The sequence below is a fragment of the Paenibacillus sp. 1A_MP2 genome (genome assembly GCF_052244825.1).
Taxonomy (GTDB): Bacteria; Bacillota; Bacilli; order Paenibacillales; family Paenibacillaceae; genus Paenibacillus; species Paenibacillus vandeheii.
In genome coordinates this window covers 987,143-1,005,741 of record NZ_JBQQCS010000001.1, presented here as the reverse complement: position 1 = coordinate 1,005,741, position 18,599 = coordinate 987,143, and the positions used below count along the sequence as shown (strand labels likewise).

Sequence of the window (18,599 nt, the reverse complement as noted above, 5' to 3'; positions counted from 1 at the left end):
GGTAATCTACGGGTACCCTCTGTCTGGAACCTCGTAGGCGTGAATGTCGAAGTCCGAGATGTGAATACTGGAACCCTGTTTCCGTTTGTAAGCATCCCAGAAGAACCGGAGGACCGTATACGGCAGTAAATATGTCTTATGCTGCTTACGGAACTCCACCAGCAAGAATGATATTCCGTTCATCTTGTGAGCTTTCAACAAATACTCTACTTGATGGTCTTTAAGGTTCTTGAGTTGGAACCGGTCCAGGCTCGCTATCGACTTTGCCTCAAAAGCAATTCCTCGACCCGTTTTGATAATCCCGTCATAGTCAACCGTTGATGGTTCTTCGTAATACCCTTCAATGACTGTGCTTCCGGCGACCTTTACCACTTTGACCGGAGTAGGCCGTTTGTTTACTACGGCCAGTCCTAATTTGTCATATCGTTCATTAGAGAAAGTTATGATTGCTTCAAATCCCATGCCTCTATTTCCTTGGAGTGTCAATGTGGCACCTCCTGTTGTTGTTTACTTGCTTGCATTTGTTGTGCAAACCGCATCATTTGTTCATATTCTTCATCTGATAATTCAGATTTGTCAGGATCAGTTTCAGGCTGAACCACATCTATGATCGGCTTACCGTTGCGACCCTTCGACTTGTTCCCGCCGTTGCCTGGTGGAGCTTCTTTAGTCCACGGTTCATCTATTCCATCAGCTTTCCAGTTAATTAAGATACCATCGACGTATACAAGCTTTCTTTTCCCATTCAATGCCGCTATTTTCATAGCTTCTTGCACCCATCGTGCTCCATAATCTTTTTCCAATGTTTGAATCTTGTCAGAAGTAAACGGGCTAATTGTCCCGAATCCTTCTCTTTCAAAAATATCAAAAAGATTAATATCAGGTTTACTACAACTACTACTATCTATTTCGGTTCCAAGAGGTCTGAAGAGTGGATCATCAGGAAGGATTTTCGCTATATGTTGTTGTTCTTTTCCATTCCCTTCGGTTCTGTTCTCTTCAGTTCCATTCAGTTCAGTTCCATTCAGTTCAGTTCTATTCAGTTCAGAGGGAATTTTAGGGACTTCCTCAGACTTTCCGGGAACTTCCGGGAATGCCTCGGAATCATTGATAGGTGGATCAGGGAATTTCGACTTGGTTCTCTTGTGCAAACCCTGCTGATGTTCCTCGAAATTCACTATTTGGACCACCTTGTCTTTGTCGGCTGTATACCAGTAGATCAGGCCTGCCGCCTGCAAATGTCCGAGTGAAACCTCAATATCAGCCTCTTCTATTCTCCTGATACTTGGTACAACCAAATTCTTCACTTTAAATGGTGAGCCAGCGAGTCGACCAAAGTCATCTGCATGCGGAATCATCCAAGTAAAAAGCAACATATCAAAAATGTCCGGTAGCTTATTTACTTTTTCGCTAACCGATATAATTTTTGAAAGCATTCTTCGTTCAGCCATCAAAAACACTTCCGTTCGTATCCTTGGAGTTCCGGGAATTTCCCGGAAGTTCCAAGGCGTGATTGATTATATTCGTCAATAGACGCCGCATTCTAATGCCTTCGACAGTTCCGTCGAACATCTTGTGGCACTCTTTGCAAAGGTGCGCCAAGTCATAAACTTGCGTTCTGTGGTCAATATGAGTACGTCCAGTAAGATGAGCACGATCAATTGCTCGAGCCTTACCACACGCTTCACACACTCCCTGAGAACGTTCTTTCAGTAGGACATCTACTGGATGGCTTATATCTCCCTTTTGCCGCTGTGTCGGCTTTACCCGTTTACTCTTTACCTGTTGTGATTTAGGGTATGGCCTGAAATCTGTCATGTACTGCGCCTCCCTTAACCCAACTTGATTTGCCGCTGAGTATTTGGTAAAATTACATTAATTGAATTGAAAAAGTGGTTTGAATGGCGGTTGCGTTCGCGAGACGCAGCCGCTTTTTTATGCCCACAAAGCTCGTCATAATGCACCCGGCATCCATCGCTACAAAACATTGATCCGTTATCCTCCACTTTCAAAATGCTATACCGTGATATTGAAACCTCACAATTCATGCAATGGCCTACTGTCATGCCTTGAGTTGTATACTCCCGATCATCAACAGGACTTTCTACTCGCTTTAATAGCTTTTCAAGCCGAAGTATTTTCAACCGATAGTCCGCCAGCTTTTCAACATCATCCGTTTTAAGCATATTAGTGCGTGCCTGAAGCATTTGCGCTCTCAAAGCCCGACGTTGGCGATCCTTTGTATTCTGGTTCATGCTTGTCCCTCCCGGAGCCATAATGTGAAATTCAAGTATTCAATGTCTTCATCGAACCAATCTCCCGTACCAGGCTGTGCTTTCGCCTTCATCCGTTCCAACTCAATAATCCGTTGACGAATCTCAATACGCTCCTGCAATCGTTGATCTGTCATAAGCGTCCCGCCTTATCCATAAATTCTGTATACACATCATCCAAGACCTGAATGTATTGAAATTTGTTTTCGTTCGGCCAATCCATCTTCATGATGGTATTCGCTTGCATGCCGTAAATTTCAGGATAATCATACTCGGCATTGGAGAAATCTTTTTCCAACGTCTTGCGATAATGTTGTAACGATTGGAGCGATACCGCTCCGGGGAAAATCCACGAAACGGTGTTTTCTGTTATCACTTCGTTCATCCTGTTCACCCTTTCTTAAAATGCCATCTGGCGATTGCTTTCTTCAATTTCGCGTTGTAGCTGACCAGGGAGCTTCCAAGATTCAATGTGTTCCAAAGCTCTGTCAAAGCTCTTTATGAGTGTGTTGTGATAGGAGTTAATGTTGAAGTAACCTTTGTAATCCCTCCAGAGTGCTTTGTAAACTCTGCTCCGCAAGCCATTGTTTTGATAGGCTCCTGTATCTCTTCCGCCAAGTAAGTCAGTAACAACTTTGTTGGCAGCCGTTTGAAGCGTTAACAGTTGTCCGTGATCAATTGTTGTGTTGTTCTCCAAATGTTCTATTCTGGTGTCCAACTTCTGGACCTTTACATCGAGAAGAAAAGCGGCTTTCATTTCAGGACTCAGTGAATCTAAATTAAAGGTTGGAGGTAGAAAGGCTGCTGCGAGTACATCCTTTGCTTTTAATTGGTAGTTAATTAGATTCCCTTGAACTTCACCCTCCACAGTGTTTGGGCTGATTTTGGCTATCCATAACGGAAGGAAATCAATTTCTACAACAGTGACCTCCTGGTCTCCACTATTAGTTGGGAGTATGAATTTTCGTACCCCCTGTTTTAATACAAGGTCAGACTGTATCTTACTTAACTGATTGTTTCTTTGTCCTTCCCTCAAACCAATCCCGTCACAAACCCAGCGGGCTCCGACGTATACTTTCCCATCAGACGCTTTTACTCCCAAAATCTCTGACCCGTTAAACTCAACCATTTTTTGTTCCAAAGGAACGATGACGTTTGATAATTGCATGGCGATTCCTCCTTTACGCAGTGCCTTGGATTAGTTTGAATTCTTGCCCTGTTGCCAAAGATGTGATCGCAAGTTTGCAGTTATTAGTTAACGAAGGTAGTACTTCGGGAGATACGGTCAACTTCTCGCCGTTTTCTCCCAAAACTGACTCAGAAACGATCCTTAACTTCGAAGCTGTCTTCATGGTTACACCTCCTTTCGGATTTTCAAGAGACGGATTCATCATTCTTACGCCTGCGACGGCCGAGAAACTCGGATTCTTTACCGAAAAAAATATGCATAAAAGGCACATTATACAATTCCAGCAACGCAACCATAAGATCATGAGGTATATTTGATGAATCCAACTCATATTTGCTTATTGTATCAACGTTTTTGTTGATGGCATTGGCTACGGCCTGCATTGTCATTCCACTGTTGACACGTGCTGCACGTAACGTGATCTTGAATGGCATCGGGTGTCTTCACCTCCTGTGTTTACAGTTTAATCCGAGATTCCCGGACTGTCAACCGGAAAAACCGGATTCTTTTGTTTACAACATATAATAAAATCCGTATAATACGGATATAAATCCGCTCACAAAGGAGAATGAATGTGTCTAGAAAGCGAATAACTGAAGTGGAACGTGAGATAATGCGCGAAATCGCAGCGAATTTAAAATCAATACTTATAAAAAAGAAAAAGAATCAAAAGCAACTCAGTGACCTTACGGGACTCTCAACCAGTGCAATATCCGATTACATAAACGCCAAAACATTGATGACACCTAGCATTATCCAAACTGTAGCTGAGGCGCTTGGTGTACAAGCGAAAGATATTTCAGGTTCTCTCACTACTGTAGATAACGGAGGTTACATCCCTGATGGAGTGCCACTCATTGGGACTATATGTGCAGGTGAAGGGCTTTTAGCTCAACAAAATATTGAGAACTATGTTCAATATCCGTTTATGAATAAATCTCAACCTGATTTTGCACTTCGCGTCAAAGGGGATAGCATGTGTGAAGTTGGGATAGAAGACGGCGATATTGTATACATGCGTTCTGCATCATGGGCAGATTTTAATGGTCAAATTGTTGCAGCAATTATAAACGATCAGGAAGATGGCACGCTCAAAAGACTAAAATGGACAGAAGGGTCACCGTTGATGCAATTACATCCAGAAAACAAGAATTATTCGACGATGGAATTAAGCCCAGGTGAATTTAAAGTTTGTGGTGTTTATATGGGGCATTTCAAGCCTGTTAAGGAATTAGCATAGAGGAGGTTTTTTCATTTGAAAGTCTTTGCCTATCTAAGAGTGAGTACAGATGAACAAGCCGATAAAGGAAACTCTCTGACCGAGCAAAAAGAACGAATGTCTGCATATTGTCGAGCTATGGGCTGGGATGATCCTATTTTCTTTATTGAAGACGGATATAGTGCTAAAAACTTAAACCGTCCGCATCTAACCGAAATGCTTCAAAGGGTAAAAACCGAGCCTGGTCCCGGCATAGTCATAACGACTAAATTAGATCGATTGTCACGTAAACTAGTTGATATCCTTAACTTAAATGAATATTTCAATAAATACAGTTATAACTACGTTTCCGCCACTGAGGGTTTTGATACCTCAACCCCTGCTGGCAGGTTAGTCTTGCAAATGCTTGGTATGGTAGCTGAATTTGAAAGAGAGCGTATTTCTGAACGTGTGCGTGATAATATGACATCAATAGTAAATAATTCAAAGAGAGTCGTTTCCAGACCTTGTTTTGGATATAGTGTTATTGACAAGCAGATGGTGATTAATTTAGAGGAGTCTTTAATTGTTAAAGAAATGGCCCAGTGGGCAATTGATGGGAAAGGACCTCGTGAAATCGCCAAACGACTGAACGCACGAGGAATTAAAACAAAAGAAGGAAATCAGTGGCATGATAAAATTGTGAGGGAGCTTCTTCAAAGAGAAACTTTAGTTGGTTCATTTGTTTACAACAAAACATACAAAAAGGATTCGAAAACAATTACCCGCGACCCTTCAGAATGGATAACAGTTAAAGATCATCACGATCCGATTCTTGATATTAAGGTTTTCGAGAAAATTCAAACTATATTTGTGGGCCGCAAGACAGTTGGAAGACATATTAGCAATGAAACTTATTTGCTATCTGGATTGTTAGTCTGCAAACATTGTGGCTCAAAAATGAATGGCAAAATGAATCGAAGCTTTTCTAAAAAGCTCAATCGTGAAAATTTACATTATCAGTACCTGTGTGACGGGTATTTAAAAAAGGCCACATGCTTCCATCATTTTGTGAGACGTGACGAAATAGAAGAATTGGTGATGAAGAGAATCGAAGAATTAGCCAGCAAGGGCACAGGCAAACTTAAGCTAATAGTTTCGAGACCTAGTAACCCAAAAGACGACATTGCTCAAATCAAAGCTAAACTAGAAAAAATCGATAAGAAGATGCAAAAACAGTTAGATGCTTACAATGAGGATTTGATTTCTGCTCATGATTTAAAATTGGCTTCTGAAAAAGCGAAGTCTGAAAGAGAGATTTTAACGCAGCTATTGAGTGAGTCAACAGGAGACAAGCAGAAGAAAGACGAAGCGGAATTACAAGTTAGAGCGAACAAGTCATTGAAGGATATTATTTCAGGAGATCGATTAAAGGCCAAGCAAGAGATACGTAAACTGATAGACACCATTACAATAAGCAATAGTGAAGAGTTGAGCATAGCTTGGCGTGGCTATTGAATCTCTACTGAAACGTTAGGCAGGCCCACGATTCCAGCTTTCAAAGCCATGTATATGACAACTCCTCATTGATTACTTGTTCGGTATGGATAATCCTATACATTATATATGACAAACCCCAAGGCATCAAGGAACTTCGCCAATTCGACCAGAGCACCATCCGCTTCCCGAAATCCCCAGTTACTGCGGGTGATTCGTTTTGCGTAGATCATACGTCTGGCTTAGATTATCCGTTTTTAGGTTTACCCTTTGATTTCCTTATACATCGTCAGATCGGTTACCTCATACCCCATCTTGCGATACAGGCTGCTTGCCCGCACATTATGTCCAAACACATGCAGACCAATGCGATCCACGCCCAGACTCAAGGCTTCCCTCTCAAGTGCCTCCATCGTCTCTGTACCGTATCCCTTGCCCCGATAGGCATCTTCGACCACAATGTCCAGCAAAAACGCGTCCTTGCCACGGCGGTTATCCGTAACGTTAAACCAGATATAACCCACATTCCCGTCCACTTCATGCACCAAATTATAGAGGTAAGCACCCTGTGTATTCAGCCCTTCAGGCAAATATTTGTCGTAGGATGCCTCTGCAAGTCCCTGCGCCTCTTCCGAAGCCCAAGTACCCGCTTCCACTTTCTCTTCTGCAAAATCTTTAATCGAACGAATACGGAAATTAGCATATTCTTCTTGATTCATTGGGTTTAGCTTCATCAGGATATCCCTCCAAATTAATAGATATGTATACAATTATGGTGATGTCTTCACTGTCCAACCCTATCTAACATTTGTTATCCTATTCAACAAAAAGAAGATTATGGTATAATCACTGAAGCAACAGAAAGGCTAATATGGGCGGTCTCGGCTAACCTCTCGGAAGGGAGGTGATGCCCCGTGGAAGTACACCAAGCGATGACGCTAATGATTTCATTTGCGACTCTTGTTGTCTTGATACTTACAAACAAACGGAAATAGACCGCCCTCGGCAAAAGGAAGCGGTCTATTTTTAGGCTTTCATTCTAAATCCGGAGCCGAACCGCCCTTAAAAGCGGCTGTTGCAGCGGGGAGTCGTGTTGGTATCACGGCTCTCTTTGCATTTTATACATCTTCTGCCCTTATTATAACACGCATTTTAATGTGCAGTCCATAATTGAGGCCCCCTCTTCCCACGTTCATAGCTAAATTTCTATACAACTTTTGCTAACCTCAGTCTGTTTATATCTATATGAAAGAGAGGAGCAGATCAATTATGAATACACGTCGTCCCTTTTCAAAATGGAAAATAATCATCCTATCCATAGTGATTCTCTTCATTGGACTAGTTATTTCTATGGGTTATCAGGCGATGGACCCCTTCAGACATTTAAGGATCACGATTCATAATCAGTCCGACTATGATCTTTCAAATATTACAGCACGTGTGAGCAGCGGCGTTGATTCGTTCAATACAAACAATGAGGGTACTATACACACCTTAAAGAAAGGTGTAGCCAGCGGTGAAAAAATGAAGTTCGCTCCGCAGTTGCGGCTTTCCGGTGAAGCATCCATCTATCTGGAGTTCACGGACAGCCGTGGTAAAATCTATACCGAAACCGCATGCGGATATACCGAATACTTGTCTGGCAACTCGTATGTAACTGTAACCAACGAAAAGATTACTGTAAAAGAAGAATGTATGTAATAGCGTACTTCGCTCCATGAACTTATGTTAAAATATAGGGGCGAGCACCCGCCAAAGTTTCTCGCCCAAAGTCGATTGGATTAACCCATCGGCTTTTTTATTTTAACTTGATTGTATTGATTAATGAGATCATCCAAGACCATAGACTGCTTTATAACATGAGGATGAAGCAGATATCCATTATAGTCCATCTTTAGTTGATAAAGCTTTTGTCTCGCAGCTTCGATCTGCAACTTGAGTTTACCACAATCCATATTCACCCCTCCCTGTTGTAACATTTTAGTCCGTTCTGCTAATTAGTAGGAAATCAGGCGAACTCCAACACCTTTTAGTCATAATATTTGTGGCAATGTAATTGGGCATCATTATCCTGAACACGGCAAAAGACACCCTCACAAAAAAAAGCCCTTCACAGCAGGCGCCTAGATCTAGTCTGCTTGAGGGAGCATTGCCAAGAAAGGGTGTAGTTTGAGGAAAAATTTATTAACCTCCAAGTTCGATTACTTCTTAATTAGATTTATGTTTTTTTATTTAACTTGTCCAGATTATATAGTCTCTGAATCTTCTCTATAAGCGCTGCTGCACTTGGCTTAACCCCACGTCCAGTTGTAAAGTACTGAAAATCTTCAAACAGACCTAAACAGTCAAGCAAACCATCTTTATTCATATTTTCAATCGCAAATTCCATACCCCTGCGGATAAATTCAACACCTCTATCATAGTCCATATGCGTTAGATAATACGTTCCTAATCCCGCCAGCAAAATACCATATTGATCATTCGTATACTGTTCATTAATTTTTCCGATTTCGGCTGCTCTGTTCCTTATAAACAAAATAAGGCTCATACTCTTCAAGAACTGAATCAATATTCATATCATAGCGGTTCGCTGCAGTCACAATTGCACACAATGCAGGAAAAACCTCTTTTTTCCTATTAGAGATGTAATTTAAATAGTCTTGAATTACATCTGTCTCACCTGACAATATTTTAAACAGATAGTAATTTCCCTCTGCCCATTCTCGAAACTGATGAATAACAACCATTTCTTCTTCGCTAGGATCTTTAATCAAGCTACAATCGGCATACATAGAAACATACTGAAACGCCTTTTCATATTCTTCATATTGATAACAAACCTCAGCGAGTGCCAGATAAGAGTATAACACGTAAAAAACAATCTTCTTTTTGGTCTTCGTTTCGACTTCTCTTTTAGTTTTCTTTAGCTCATATTGGATTATTGCTTTTACCTGTAACTGTTCAGCATACCCCTTCACCCTATCCCATCGACGTAAGGAAGCATATACATTGATTAAGTCGTTCAATCCATCAAACTGATAAGGTTCGTCAAGACGATCTACAAATAACTCAAATTGTGTTGCTAGGGAAAGATTATTTATCTGATCATTGGAGAGCCCTATCGTGAACAGGCGATACTGACTTAAAGCCAAACGTTCCGAATGTTGCATTTTCTCGCTTTCAGCTACACAGCGATATAGAGGTTTTGATGCCTCCAGCTTCCCTTCATGATATAACTGCTCGGCCAACTCGAACAACAGGGAGGCGTAAGATAGATTATCTATCATTTTACCAACAATTTTTTCCATATACTCTATCTTGCCAAGTTCCGCACAACGGTACAGAAAGGGTCTAAGTCGTCGCCAATCCGGGCTTATAAGCACCAAAAATTCATTTATGTATAATTCATATAAATAACCTTCAGACAGACCCATACCCGCAGTAAGTTGATCCAACTGTTTCATGCCTATTGGACGAAGTCCTTTCAACGTCCCACTCAACGTTCCAGAGTTAATCCCAGATATCTCTGAAAAACGACTAAGAGTCATATTGTTGCTCTTTAAGTAGTCTTCTAAATAATCACGTATTGTGGTTACTGAGTTCAAGGGGTCACCGCCTTTAAGCAAAAGTTAAGCCAGCTCAATAAAATTATACTATATTTTTGAATTTAATATCAATATTTTACTTGTAAATAATTTACTTTTGGTATAATGATAATTATCTTCAATTTTCGATGGTTGTACAGAATGGCTCCAATGGTGATAGGAAATTTCATTTATCTCCATCAATATAAAAATGATCTATATGTGCAACCTTCTGTACATGCTGAAGCCATAATTTACCTTCATTCACAAAAAAATATATAGCGTTCATTCAGGACACATCCTTGGAAATATACAATTCTCGATCTTGTTCAAAGGGGCCGAGTACAATCGAAGCAAGTTCAAATCACTTGAGTTAAAGACATAATGAAACATTTAACGTTAGATTATGATTAAAGTGAAAGGCGGAATTGCTATGTCTATAAAATAAGATTAGGCTATACTTTAGATGAAGCTGGCGTCTCAAAAAATGCACTAGCAAGGGAAGCAAAAGTTAGACCTAACCTCATATATGATTTGTGCGAAGGAAAAACAAAAAGGCTTGATTTAGATACCTTAAATAATATCGTGAACACTCTTCGGGCAATGACAGGGAATGGGCTATATAGTTCACCTTCTACTTTCAAAGAGAAACCAAAAAACCGTCCATTATTACTTTGGTGGTCTTACCCCTGTCAAGTAGACAGATGAAAAAAGCTATGCTGCCAGTGCGCATCGATATTCAATCGGTGCGCGCTGTTTGAGTTTGGCTTGAAAACGTCGGTAATTGTAATTGTACATATAATCGTCGAATCTCTACTTCTGAATTACACTGGTTGAGGTACAGCTTCTCTGTCTTGAGATGCGAAAAGAAGGATTCGATGCATGCGTTATCCAGGCAGGTTGCTTTGCGAGAGTGGCTGCCCTTCACGCCGAATGCTTCTAATCGTGTGTTGTACGCCTGAGACGTGTATTGGAAGCCCTGATCCGAATGGAGCACGGCTTCCGAAACGTCTCTTTTTTGTCCATTGTTCCACCGTATCCAATACGAGCTGAACATCGTTCCGTTTAGATAATTGCCAAGCTACAATTTCGTTGTTGAACAAGTCTTGAATCACAGACAGGTAAACGAATGTGTTTCCATCTGAAATATAAGTAATATCCGTCACCATTTTTTGCTGGGGTGCTGTGGCATGAAATTTGCGCTTCAGGCGATTCGGATAAATCACAGATGGCGTATAGCTGGACTTCTTCCGCTTCTTACGAATTACCGATTGTATCGATAGTTCCCGCATGATTCGCCATACTTTCTTGTGATTAACGTTCAGACCAGCCTCCCACAACGCCGTTGTCATGCGAGGATAACCAAACTCTCGGTTTGCAAAATGAATAGCCATCATGTGTTCTTTGATCTCACGCTCACGGTCTTGTCTTGCGTCTCGCTGCGGCTGTGTTGCTCGCCATTTGTAGTAACTGGAACGGGGTATTCCTGTAATCGATAATAGGCGTGTAATGCCATGCGAGCAGCGCAATTCGTCTATGATATCGTAGTTCTCCCGTTGGCTCAGCGCTTCTCCTTTACTAGATTTGGATACCGCTTTTTTAAATAATCCACCTGTGCTTGAAGGTAATCCCGTTCTTCTTCTACACTGCTAAAGGCAGTACGGGGACGTCCTTTCATTGGATTCGGAACATTGTTTTTTCGATCATCAAACGCTTCCCCGTTTTTCCATTTTTTTACCCACACCTTCAGTTGTGAACAGTTTCGAATTCCTTCGCGATCAGCGACCACCTTGTAACTTGAAGAACCTTCGACATAGGATCTAACTGCATTCAATTTAAACTCTTCGGTATACGTCTGAAATGTTTGTCCTTTTTTGGCCATAAAAATATCCCCTCCAAGTGTCACTTGAACCCTCATGATAACATGAAGGTTTTTTCAAGTGTCTACTTAAAGGGGATAATACCATTGGACGGTTTTTTTGGTGTTACTGCTCTGACTTCTGATTATGTAAAACGAGCATAAGAAATGTATGACGCTTTAAGAATTTAATTATATTGGCGCTCCATACGGAGTGCGACTACATTGATGATCAGTTTGTGATGACAGCATCAGTTATTTCAATCCACGCACTCCATACAGAGTGCGACAGCGAAAACACACGTAATAAAGTCGTAAAATTTAGACATTATTACGTGTATCCAATAATTACAACAAATCTTATTTACATTTATGATAAAAAAACAGTCTAAATCGAACATTGGTGTTGCCAAAAGGGCACAAAAAAGTCATTTACGACAAACTTCGAGGTGCGAATCCCCAGGGAAATCGTGTGAGCTTAGGGTTCGCACCTCTATTTCAACCCTCAATCTAAGGCCGTTGCACCAGACGTGGCGTACCCTGCAAACCCTCGATCCGCCCTGCGCCAATCCCGAACATAACCGTACGCAGTTCGAACTCAACCTGTTCCAGCCGTTGATCCAGCGCTTCTTCCGAAGCTACTGCGGATTCGAGCAAAGATCGACCGAATCCGGCCAGATCCGCACCAAGCGCAAGTGCTTTGGCTGCATCCACACCGTTATATAGTCCACCGCTGCCAATCAGAACACCATCCGGGTTCAGCGCTCTCACTTCCTGAATGCACTCCGCTGTTGGAATGCCCCAGTCTGCAAAAGCTTCTGCTGCCGCACGACGTACCGGATTGGAATTCCGGAACTTCTCGACTTGCACCCAACTGGTGCCACCTGCTCCAGCTACATCGATAAAGGCCACACCTGCTTCGTATAATCGCTGCGCCGTCACTCCATCGATGCCAAAGCCCACTTCCTTCACACCAACAGGCACATCCAATTGACGGCATAACTCCTCGATTCGATGAAGTAATCCGCTAAAATCCGTATTGCCTTCAGGCTGGAAGATTTCCTGCAAACTGTTCAGATGAAGCACGAGCATGTCCGCACCAGCAATATCCACTGCCCGCTGGAAATCTGCAGTGCTGAATCCGTAATTCAGCTGCACCGCACCGAGGTTCGCGATGACCGGAATGTCCGGTGCCCAGCGCCGCACATCGAAGGTACTCGCCAGTTCGGGCTGTTCCACGGCAGCACGGATCGACCCTACGCCAAGCGCCCAGCCTCTGGCGTTCGCTACACGCGCCAGCCGTTCGTTGATGGCGCCCGTGGTTTTGCTTCCGCCCGTCATCGAGCTGATGAGCAGGGGCGTACGCACATTTTTGCCCATAAAAAAAGTGTCCATACTTACTTCGTCAAAATTCAGTTCAGGTAACGGGTTATGACGAAAAGCATACCGCTCCATTCCACTGGTTACTCCTTCTCCTGCAACATTCTCCTCAAGACAGAGGCGCACATGCTCCAGCTTCCGTTCTCCCGTAGCCACCTCGGGAAGCAGCCGTTCGCCGGCTCGCTCTTGTTCATTCATGATGAGACCTCCTTATGTGAGAATAGTGCTGATGGACAGGATAATTGCCAGTTCCGGCTATGTTCCGTTTAGGGTTTCGCCCAGTGCAGCAGTGAGATTCTCGGAAATAGTTCTTACTTATTATGTAACGTACAATTGATATGAATTGGATCTATATTATAAATGATTTTCATGCACGACGCGTCAACTCTACCCAGTATACCGTTCTGACCCCGCTATGGAAAGGGTGCCCGAAACCCGATAATATCTTGAATTCCGAGGGCCCACCTTATATTTACTATGAAGATATATGGAAGCTAAATCAGCCATTCTGTTATATGAAATCCTCACCCACATCTTACCGTCCGATTTCAGATGCAAGCTGCGCCCCTACAAGCTGCCCGGATAACGTTACAATCGGTGTTCCGCCGCCCGGATGCGTCGTTCCACCCACGTACCACAGCCCTTTGACATCCTTGCTTTTGTTGCCGGGACGCATGAAGGTCTGCTTCACCGAGTTGGACGAGATGCCGTAGATCGACCCTTGATGAGCGAGTGTATCCCGTTCTATATGCTGCGGAGTGTACCGGATCAGCACATCCGACTGCTTCAATCCCTTAATGCCCCGCTCGGCCAGCTTCTCCAACACCAGTTCGCCATAACGCTCCATCTGCTCCTCCCAATTCCATGAGTCCGACAAATATGGAGCGTTCACCAGAATGAACAGATTACTGGCTCCGGCTGGAGCCATGCCCTCTTCCGAATAACCGGAATAACAGATGTAGATTGTGGGATCGGCAGGCATCTTTCGGTCGCGGAAAATATGGTCAAACTCCGGTTCATACCGTTCCGGGAAAAAGACGGTATGGTGCAGCAGGGATTCATACTGTCTCTTCACACCAGCCAATGTTACAAACCCCGATATCGAAGGCTCATACCTGTTAATCCGTGCATCGCTCATCTGTTTACGATATTCTGGTGCAAGCAGCAGCCGATTGACACTGAGAACATCTCCATTGGCAACAACCTGATCGGCCTCCCGGAAGCCCTGATCCGTATCCACGCCTGCCACTTGACCATTCCTGACCACAATTTGCCGGACATTGGTGCCAGTAATGATTTGTATCCCTTTTTCCTGTGCAAGCCGTGTCATCGCTTCAATTAGTTGATAGGTTCCACCCTTGACCCCATAGATGCCCACCTCTGCTTCCACATGTCCCATCATGGCAAAGATTGAAGGCGCCTGATAGGGCGATGATCCAACATAGGTTGCGTACCGGCCGAACATCGCAAGGGTATGCGGGTGTTGAAAATATGATCGCAGCAGCTTGTCCAGCTTCACTGTTGGTCGTACACGCAGCAAACTGCGAAGCATTCGAAGATTGTATTTATCCTTGGGCGACAACAGCAGTTTTCCAAGAAAATGACGATTGGCTTCCGCATACAGCGCAGCAGATTCATCCATAAATGCATCATAACCGGTCGCATCCTCCGGGCTATAGGCAGCAATCTGCTCCTTCATCCACTCTCGATTGCCCGACAAATCAACCACGGTCCCATCTGCAAAACGATTACGCGTACGTGGCTCCAGCTCATATAGCTGCACATAATCTTCCATCTCTACACCTGCGTGATCGAAGACGGAACGGAAGCTGGCGGGCATCGTAATTGTACTCGGCCCCCGGTCAAAATGATATCCATCCTGCTCGATCTGCTGCAGCTTTCCACCGACCCGATCCTGCCGTTCCAGAATGGTGACCCGTACACCCTGCGAAGCTAGCCGAATGGCACACGATAGACCTCCAAATCCTCCGCCGATAATGATGACGTTCCCCTTCAATTGTACCGCCTACCTTTCCATACATACCCCTTACCGGAACGACCTGCCTGCCAAGAAGCTATGCCGATCGCAATGACACAGGCCATACTAATCGGTTGCAGGAAAGCAAGCCACCAAGGTTGTCCTCCAGCGTAATCCGATACCCTTTTGACTGCTATCCCGAGCACGGTTCCCACAAGACCATAGATAACGGACGTAGCATTGCCCGACAACAAACCGATGATCAGACCGAGCGGAGGCACAATGTACATCAATGTATACATCAGCATCGTGCCTAACAGCAGCACATCTTTGCGCCCCATGCCTTCGTACATATTCTTCTTATAGCCGTTCCACACTTCTGTACCATCTTGGTACATTCGTGTATTCGTCACGTCATGAACGTCGGCCAGCATGACGGGATGTCCCGCACGCTTAACGGCCTTGGCCAGGCTCATATCATCGACCAGATCGGCCTGGATCGCAGCATGTCCGCCGGCGGCCTTATAACTGGAACGATGAATGAGCAAAAACGCCCCTGTAGCGGCTACAAACATCGGATGGGATGATCTGCGTATCATGAAAATGGGAAGATGGCTGATGATGGTGAACACCATCATGGGCACAACGAGCTTCTCCATCCAGGTCTTCGTCACCTGATAGGGGAATCCTGTTACGAGGCCGCCGCCCTGTGCACACCCTGCAGCAAGGGACTGACGAATCGCCGCAGGTTCCAAGCGCACATCGGCATCCACGAACATAAACCATTCACCCTTGGCCTTCTGCACCAGTCGGTGGCAGGCATGAGACTTACCCATCCAACCTGCGGGAAGCTCCACACCATGCAGTAGACGCACACGTGGATCACGGTCTGCAATGACCTGGATCAAGGCTGCTGTCTCATCTTCGGAGCGATCATCGAGCACCAATACTTCCATCCGAAATCCGGTTGTATCGCTGGCAAGCACACTCTCCAGACACCCTTGGATATGCAGTTTCTCGTTACGGGCAGGAATCAGCACAGAGACCAGCATGTCTTTGTCTTTCCATCCGCTTGCGTTGAATGAACGCACTTTGGGCAGACAGGAGACGTTCCATATGGCAAACACCAATTGAATGCCCAATACACAAGTCAGTATGATCCATCCTATTTCAGACGCACTCATTGCTAACGGTTCACCCGCTTCCGTGCCGCATCGTATTTTTCACTCGTGGAACTCACATGGCGAATCAGTGGAAAGGCCCCCGGCAAACTCCCCTGCCCAATGCGTACCAGCTCTGATTTATGGTCATTTAACTGCTGCTCCAGTACCTTGCTCAATCTGGTCGCAATCTCCTCACTTTTCCATGTCTTCCAATCTTCGTTCACAGGTGTACCCACCTGCATCGATACTTCTGGCAAATCATGCTGCACCATGCCATGACACAAGGTAACAGGTACCGCTACGGTGCGCGGGGAGCGGCGGAGCAGCAACCCAATGCCTGGACGAAACTCGATGGGTCTGGCATCCTGATGCAGAATTTCCCCTTGGGGAAAGATCCAGACCCTTTTGCCGGAGTGTAGCAGCTCGGTCGTATATTGCAAGGAGGTTCGAATGCCGGATGCATTCTCCTTATTGATTGAATACGCGCCAAGTTTGCGAAAAAAAGCATATTGTCGCAGCTGTTCTTCTTCCATCATGACATAATGATCTCCCAGGGAAGTCTGCTGCGATGCATGATAGAGCAGCAGACCATCCCACCAGGAGCTATGGTTCATGAAATAGATGACAGGCTGATCCGGGTCCATGGGTGAGCCATTATTCGAGAGCCGGGGTCCAATGACCCCGATAACGTAAACGAGCGAAAACGTCTCCGCAGCAAGTAATAATGATTGTATAAGGAAAAAATCCGGTTAAACGGTTTTGATTTTACGGCGCGAATCATATCGCCAGCTCCCCTCAGCAAGAAGCACTCCCACAATAGCAATGATGAAGCTGCCTGTAATTCCTTCTTTGAGAGCTAACAGCCCAAACAAAAGAATAAACAGCTGATATAACCATTTTGCACGCAGCAATGAGCTTCGATCCGAAGGCATTGCCGGAAGAAACAAGGAGAGGAACGCTCCCATCACAAACCAGCTTATGTAATTGGTCCAGGGTACACCGTAGAATCCACCCGGGGCCTGCCATTGCCAGAATCCTCTGGCATGAGCAACCGGATCCAGCACCAAGTCAAGTACGATGGCCCAGAATCCGGTCTTGACCGCTCGAATCAGTTTACCCGTCCACGAGGAGCCGCCACCACTGAGCAGAGCCGAGTTTCCAACCACTGCAATCCAGGCGAAGCCTAATGTAACGGGTACACTGAACAGGTGGATTCCGAAGAAATCCGAATACGAATATTCGCCAAAGGGCCAATGTGTATGCACACCGACCCATTCCACGCCCATGCCTCCCAGCCATATAATAGCGGAAGCCAGCCAGAGTCCGGGTTTCATCCAAATGACTGACTGGTCGGACAGCCGCGTCCGTTTCCGTCCTTGATAGATCAGATCCAGCACATACAGTGCATAGAAGATTAGAAACAAACCGTTGGAGAAGGACAGTACATCTGGCACTCCGATCGTCAGCATCAGTGTTGCTCCGATGATATACCATGCCCAGTACAGGCCCTGAATCATCAGGATACCGCCGTGCGGGAAGCTTGATAAGCCAGCCTTGGATAACGTTTCACAATGGCACCCAGCATCTCCAGTTTGAGTTCATCGCTAACGAACGCACGCTTCGTATACACGTCATAGTCGTTGCGCTCAACGGCATGCAGAATGGTTGAATAAAAGGCTGCCGCCAGCTCAATGGCAAATGCACTTTCATCTGGATACGTATCCAGACGGTCCATACCGATACGAAACCAGCTCAGCGCAGCTGATTTTAATTCATGCACAATGGCTATGAACCTCTCGTCCACAATACCGTCAACCCAATCCTGTTCCGAATACCCATGCTTCTCCATCATCTCCAGTGGAACATAGCGACGCGCTCGTGTCCGGTCCTCGCCCACATCACGGATAATATTTACGATCTGCATGCCTTTGCCCAGCGCAATGCCGTTCATTGCCACTTCTGTACCGTTGTCATCGCGTAATACAGGCAGCAACATCTCGCCGACAGTCCCTGCAACCAGATAACAATATTGCTCCAGTTCCTCCATCGTTGTATAATGCGTCACTTGAAGATCGGTTAATTGTCCTTCGATCTGACGCAAGAAAGGCCCTTTGTCCAAATGAGGGAAGCTCGTAAACAGCCATCGTAATGCCGGCCAAATAAAATGCCCTTCCGCTTCTTCCAGCTGATTGAACAGATTGCGGATTTCATGAATCGTATAGGGCGACTGCTCCGGCTCATCCACACTGTCATCGATCATGCGGCAGAAAGCATAGATAACGTAAACAGCTTCACGGCGCGGACTTGGCAGCCCTCTAAAGGCCAGATAAAAAGATGACGAGCCCTTTTGCATTAATTCTTCACACCTGTTCAAAATCGCTTCATTCATGTTTCCATCTCCTTTATGAGTTGATTGACTGCCATGCGAGCACTTTGCATTACAATAGGAACCCCGCCTCCCGGATGTACGGACGCGCCT

At 44.7% G+C, this 18,599-nt stretch carries 26 protein-coding genes; 5 read left to right on the top strand and 21 right to left on the bottom strand.

Going from position 1 to position 18,599, the window contains the following annotated elements; translation table 11 throughout:
- Window positions 1–6 precede the first annotated feature (6 nt).
- The 8 genes from ACTWJ7_RS04970 to ACTWJ7_RS04935 all read right to left on the bottom strand — a co-directional run bounded on the left by ACTWJ7_RS04970 (window position 7) and on the right by ACTWJ7_RS04935 (window position 3,896).
- The gene (locus ACTWJ7_RS04970; protein ID WP_443145173.1) at window positions 7–486 is read right to left on the bottom strand and encodes a Holliday junction resolvase RecU; all 480 of its coding nucleotides are present in this window, start codon (window positions 484–486) and stop codon (window positions 7–9) included.
- On the bottom strand, window positions 483–1,451 hold the full coding sequence (locus tag ACTWJ7_RS04965; protein WP_301880214.1) for a DnaD domain-containing protein: 969 nt from the start codon (window positions 1,449–1,451) through the stop codon (window positions 483–485). Before ACTWJ7_RS04965 ends, ACTWJ7_RS04970 begins: the two co-directional genes overlap by 4 nt.
- A 381-nt stretch (window positions 1,452–1,832) precedes the next feature.
- Window positions 1,833–2,255, bottom strand: coding sequence for a hypothetical protein (locus ACTWJ7_RS04960; RefSeq protein WP_301880218.1), 423 nt, complete (start codon window positions 2,253–2,255; stop codon window positions 1,833–1,835).
- Window positions 2,252–2,410 carry a hypothetical protein gene (locus tag ACTWJ7_RS04955; protein ID WP_180287166.1) on the bottom strand — a complete coding sequence of 53 codons (159 nt, stop codon included), beginning with the start codon at window positions 2,408–2,410 and terminating at the stop codon, window positions 2,252–2,254. Before ACTWJ7_RS04955 ends, ACTWJ7_RS04960 begins: the two co-directional genes overlap by 4 nt.
- Window positions 2,407–2,658, bottom strand: coding sequence for a hypothetical protein (locus tag ACTWJ7_RS04950; RefSeq protein WP_301880223.1), 252 nt, complete (start codon window positions 2,656–2,658; stop codon window positions 2,407–2,409). Before ACTWJ7_RS04950 ends, ACTWJ7_RS04955 begins: the two co-directional genes overlap by 4 nt.
- Window positions 2,659–2,673: 15 nt before the next feature.
- The gene (locus tag ACTWJ7_RS04945) at window positions 2,674–3,441 is read right to left on the bottom strand and encodes an ORF6C domain-containing protein (RefSeq protein ID WP_301880225.1); all 768 of its coding nucleotides are present in this window, start codon (window positions 3,439–3,441) and stop codon (window positions 2,674–2,676) included.
- Between the two features lie 13 nt (window positions 3,442–3,454).
- A complete protein-coding gene (locus tag ACTWJ7_RS04940; protein WP_301880226.1) occupies window positions 3,455–3,625 on the bottom strand; it encodes a hypothetical protein in 171 nt (56 codons plus the stop codon).
- Between the two features lie 22 nt (window positions 3,626–3,647).
- On the bottom strand, window positions 3,648–3,896 hold the full coding sequence (locus tag ACTWJ7_RS04935; RefSeq protein WP_301880227.1) for a helix-turn-helix domain-containing protein: 249 nt from the start codon (window positions 3,894–3,896) through the stop codon (window positions 3,648–3,650).
- A gap of 140 nt (window positions 3,897–4,036) precedes the next feature.
- Between ACTWJ7_RS04935 and ACTWJ7_RS04930 the strand changes: the two genes are divergently transcribed.
- Together ACTWJ7_RS04930 and ACTWJ7_RS04925 are read left to right on the top strand one after the other, a co-directional pair.
- The gene (locus tag ACTWJ7_RS04930) at window positions 4,037–4,702 is read left to right on the top strand and encodes a LexA family protein (RefSeq protein ID WP_301880228.1); all 666 of its coding nucleotides are present in this window, start codon (window positions 4,037–4,039) and stop codon (window positions 4,700–4,702) included.
- A gap of 15 nt (window positions 4,703–4,717) precedes the next feature.
- Window positions 4,718–6,178: a recombinase family protein gene (locus tag ACTWJ7_RS04925; RefSeq protein WP_301880229.1), complete on the top strand. Its 1,461-nt coding sequence runs from the start codon at window positions 4,718–4,720 to the stop codon at window positions 6,176–6,178.
- A 242-nt stretch (window positions 6,179–6,420) separates the two neighbouring features.
- Here ACTWJ7_RS04925 and ACTWJ7_RS04920 read toward each other — a convergent pair whose 3' ends face one another.
- The gene (locus tag ACTWJ7_RS04920; RefSeq protein WP_079350314.1) at window positions 6,421–6,891 is read right to left on the bottom strand and encodes a GNAT family N-acetyltransferase; all 471 of its coding nucleotides are present in this window, start codon (window positions 6,889–6,891) and stop codon (window positions 6,421–6,423) included.
- A gap of 180 nt (window positions 6,892–7,071) precedes the next feature.
- On the opposite strand from ACTWJ7_RS04920, the gene ACTWJ7_RS04915 reads away from it, so the two are divergent.
- Window positions 7,072–7,152 carry a putative holin-like toxin gene (locus ACTWJ7_RS04915; RefSeq protein WP_367620545.1) on the top strand — a complete coding sequence of 27 codons (81 nt, stop codon included), beginning with the start codon at window positions 7,072–7,074 and terminating at the stop codon, window positions 7,150–7,152.
- 274 nt (window positions 7,153–7,426) lie between these two features.
- Window positions 7,427–7,858, top strand: a complete 432-nt coding sequence (locus ACTWJ7_RS04910; RefSeq protein WP_079350313.1) for a hypothetical protein — start codon at window positions 7,427–7,429, stop codon at window positions 7,856–7,858.
- A gap of 80 nt (window positions 7,859–7,938) precedes the next feature.
- On the opposite strand, the gene ACTWJ7_RS04905 is transcribed toward ACTWJ7_RS04910, so the two are convergent.
- The 3 genes from ACTWJ7_RS04905 to ACTWJ7_RS04895 all read right to left on the bottom strand — a co-directional run bounded on the left by ACTWJ7_RS04905 (window position 7,939) and on the right by ACTWJ7_RS04895 (window position 9,762).
- On the bottom strand, window positions 7,939–8,112 hold the full coding sequence (locus ACTWJ7_RS04905) for an aspartyl-phosphate phosphatase Spo0E family protein (RefSeq protein ID WP_094938876.1): 174 nt from the start codon (window positions 8,110–8,112) through the stop codon (window positions 7,939–7,941).
- Between the two features lie 263 nt (window positions 8,113–8,375).
- On the bottom strand, window positions 8,376–8,693 hold the full coding sequence (locus ACTWJ7_RS04900) for a hypothetical protein (RefSeq protein ID WP_443145172.1): 318 nt from the start codon (window positions 8,691–8,693) through the stop codon (window positions 8,376–8,378).
- Window positions 8,653–9,762, bottom strand: coding sequence for a transcriptional regulator (locus ACTWJ7_RS04895; RefSeq protein ID WP_443145171.1), 1,110 nt, complete (start codon window positions 9,760–9,762; stop codon window positions 8,653–8,655). Before ACTWJ7_RS04895 ends, ACTWJ7_RS04900 begins: the two co-directional genes overlap by 41 nt.
- Window positions 9,763–10,185: 423 nt before the next feature.
- Between ACTWJ7_RS04895 and ACTWJ7_RS04890 the strand changes: the two genes are divergently transcribed.
- Window positions 10,186–10,449, top strand: a complete 264-nt coding sequence (locus tag ACTWJ7_RS04890; RefSeq protein ID WP_301880634.1) for a helix-turn-helix domain-containing protein — start codon at window positions 10,186–10,188, stop codon at window positions 10,447–10,449.
- 6 nt (window positions 10,450–10,455) lie between these two features.
- On the opposite strand, the gene ACTWJ7_RS04885 is transcribed toward ACTWJ7_RS04890, so the two are convergent.
- The 9 genes from ACTWJ7_RS04885 to ACTWJ7_RS04845 form a co-directional block, all read right to left on the bottom strand.
- Window positions 10,456–10,539, bottom strand: a complete 84-nt coding sequence (locus tag ACTWJ7_RS04885; RefSeq protein WP_367620546.1) for a hypothetical protein — start codon at window positions 10,537–10,539, stop codon at window positions 10,456–10,458.
- A gap of 89 nt (window positions 10,540–10,628) precedes the next feature.
- Window positions 10,629–11,279 carry an IS3 family transposase gene (locus tag ACTWJ7_RS04880; protein ID WP_443146342.1) on the bottom strand — a complete coding sequence of 217 codons (651 nt, stop codon included), beginning with the start codon at window positions 11,277–11,279 and terminating at the stop codon, window positions 10,629–10,631.
- Window positions 11,280–11,302: 23 nt separating this feature from the next.
- Window positions 11,303–11,623, bottom strand: a complete 321-nt coding sequence (locus tag ACTWJ7_RS04875) for a transposase (protein ID WP_367620525.1) — start codon at window positions 11,621–11,623, stop codon at window positions 11,303–11,305.
- 486 nt (window positions 11,624–12,109) lie between these two features.
- Entirely contained in the window at window positions 12,110–13,177 is a 1,068-nt protein-coding gene (gene fni, locus ACTWJ7_RS04870) for a type 2 isopentenyl-diphosphate Delta-isomerase (RefSeq protein ID WP_301880231.1), read from the bottom strand.
- A gap of 337 nt (window positions 13,178–13,514) precedes the next feature.
- Complete coding sequence (locus tag ACTWJ7_RS04865) at window positions 13,515–14,996, bottom strand: phytoene desaturase family protein (protein ID WP_301880232.1); 1,482 nt, start codon at window positions 14,994–14,996, stop codon at window positions 13,515–13,517.
- Window positions 14,993–16,141 (bottom strand): glycosyltransferase, encoded by a 1,149-nt coding sequence (locus ACTWJ7_RS04860; protein ID WP_301880233.1) that lies wholly within the window; start codon window positions 16,139–16,141, stop codon window positions 14,993–14,995. Before ACTWJ7_RS04860 ends, ACTWJ7_RS04865 begins: the two co-directional genes overlap by 4 nt.
- Before the next feature lie 2 nt (window positions 16,142–16,143).
- Complete coding sequence (locus tag ACTWJ7_RS04855) at window positions 16,144–16,764, bottom strand: lysophospholipid acyltransferase family protein (RefSeq protein WP_443145170.1); 621 nt, start codon at window positions 16,762–16,764, stop codon at window positions 16,144–16,146.
- Window positions 16,765–16,869: 105 nt separating this feature from the next.
- Window positions 16,870–17,637 carry a carotenoid biosynthesis protein gene (locus ACTWJ7_RS04850; RefSeq protein WP_079350307.1) on the bottom strand — a complete coding sequence of 256 codons (768 nt, stop codon included), beginning with the start codon at window positions 17,635–17,637 and terminating at the stop codon, window positions 16,870–16,872.
- The gene (locus ACTWJ7_RS04845) at window positions 17,637–18,509 is read right to left on the bottom strand and encodes a phytoene/squalene synthase family protein (RefSeq protein ID WP_079350306.1); all 873 of its coding nucleotides are present in this window, start codon (window positions 18,507–18,509) and stop codon (window positions 17,637–17,639) included. Before ACTWJ7_RS04845 ends, ACTWJ7_RS04850 begins: the two co-directional genes overlap by 1 nt.
- Between the last annotated feature and the right edge of the window lie 90 nt (window positions 18,510–18,599).